A 1,838-nucleotide genomic window follows, 5' to 3' on the forward strand; every position below is an offset into this window, starting at 1 on the left:
CCCGAGTCCCCGAGTCCCCGAGTCCCCGGGTCATTGGGAGGGGTGCGGAGAACATGGCCGGAACAGCGTCTGCAGGCATCTCACCGGCCCACCGCGACGGGCGCGTGGCCGCTCTGACCGAGCGTGAGGAGCTGCGGCTGCAGGCACGCACCCCGGGTTCACAGGCGATGCATTCCCGGGCGGTGCGGTCGATGACCGGCGGGGTTCCGTCGTCCTACCAGGCCCGTGATCCCTGGCCGATCTACCTGACGCATGGGCGTGGTTCTCGGGTGTGGGACGTCGACGGGAGTGAGTACTGCGACTTCCACAACGGCTTCGGGTCGATGGTGCAGGGGCACGCGCATCCGGCGATCGTCCGGGCGGTACAGGAGCGGATCGGGCTGGGCAGCCACTTCGCCATGCCGACCGAGGACTCCGTGATTGTCAGTGAGGAGCTGGCGCGTCGCTTCGGGCTGCCGCAGTGGCGCTATGTCAACTCGGGGTCGGAAGCGACCATGGATGCGATCCGGATTGCCCGGGCCGTTACCGGACGCGAGACGATCATCAAGATTTTCGGCTCCTATCACGGCCATCACGACTACGTGATGGTCTCCATCGGGACTCCTTACGACGAGATCGGCCCGCCCGACAACATGGCGTCACTCGCCTACGGCGAGGGCATCCCGCAGGCTGTCGTCGACCTGACCGTGCCGGTGCCGTTCAACGACGCCCCGGCCATGGCGCAGCGGATCGAGGCGCTTGTCGCCGAGGGGCGCCCACCGGCATGTGTGATCATGGAAGCCGCGATGATGAATCTCGGCGTGATCCTGCCCGAGCCCGGTTACCTGGAGGCCGTCCGCGACATCACCCGGCGTCACGGTATCGTGCTGATCTTTGACGAGGTCAAGACCGGCCTGTGCGTGGCGCCCGGGGGAGCGACCGGGCGGTTCGGTGTCGTGCCCGACATGGTCACTCTCGCCAAGGCGCTCGGCGGTGGTCTGCCGTCCGGCGCCGTCGGTGCGACCGCTGAGATCATGGACATCGTCGCGTCGGACCGGGTCAAGCAGGTCGGAACGTTCAACGGCAATCCGCTGACCATGGCCGCGGCCCGGGCCAGCCTGCTGGAGGTCCTCACCCCGGAGGCGTACGCCCGGCTGGACCGGCTGTGCGGCCTGTTGATCGCCGGCTGCGACGAGATCCTCCGTCGCCACGGGCTGCCCGGCTACACGGTCGGGATCAGCTCGAAGGGCTGCGTCCACTTCACCGACGCGCCGATCCGCGACTACACCTCCTTCATGGCGCATCAGAACGCGGCTCTGCCGGAACTCGCGTGGCTGTACAACGCCAACCGGGGCGTCCTGATGGCGCCGGGCAGGGAGGAGGAATGGACGCTGTCGGTGCAGCACACCGACGCCGACGTCGACCGCTACCTGGACTCCCTCGACGCGCTGGCCCGCGACGTCACCTCCTGACGGGTCACCTCCTGACGGCGGCCGCGGTTCGCCGCACGCCGCCGGCCGCAGCGTCCAGGTGGAGCCTGGGCCGTTCCGGCCGCCGGGTCGCCTGATCAACCTGCTGGGAGTGCCCGAGGGATGCCTGCGGGATGACCGAGGATATGGCGTTCAAGGGATACTTCGGTATGGTTTCCGTTTCAAATCCTTCTGACGAAGACGTAATCCGTGGTCTAGGCTGCTTGTCAGCGGCCTTCTCGTGCTTAGGGAACCTGGTTGGCCGAAGAGCACGCGATCATGGTTTTCCTCGCGGGCTCGGAGGTCTTGAGGAACCTGGTTGGCCGAAGAGTACGCGATCATGGTTTTCCTCGCGGGCTCGGAGGTCTTGAGGAACCTACAGTGGATGGC

General features: G+C 67.1%; 1 protein-coding gene. It reads left to right on the forward strand.

The window, feature by feature from the left end; genetic code table 11:
- Positions 1 to 53 precede the first annotated feature (53 nt).
- On the forward strand, positions 54 to 1,451 hold the full coding sequence (locus DD1DGNOD_RS05410) for an aspartate aminotransferase family protein (RefSeq protein ID WP_131765537.1): 1,398 nt from the start codon (positions 54 to 56) through the stop codon (positions 1,449 to 1,451).
- Positions 1,452 to 1,838 lie beyond the last annotated feature (387 nt).

It is taken from the genome of Candidatus Protofrankia californiensis (assembly GCF_900634765.1).
Lineage (GTDB): Bacteria > Actinomycetota > Actinomycetes > Frankiales > Frankiaceae > Protofrankia > Protofrankia californiensis.

Coding starts and splice junctions, on each gene's coding strand:
- DD1DGNOD_RS05410 (WP_131765537.1), top strand. CDS start 54: ATGGCCGGAACAGCGTCTGCAGGCATCTCACCGGCCCACCGCGACGGG.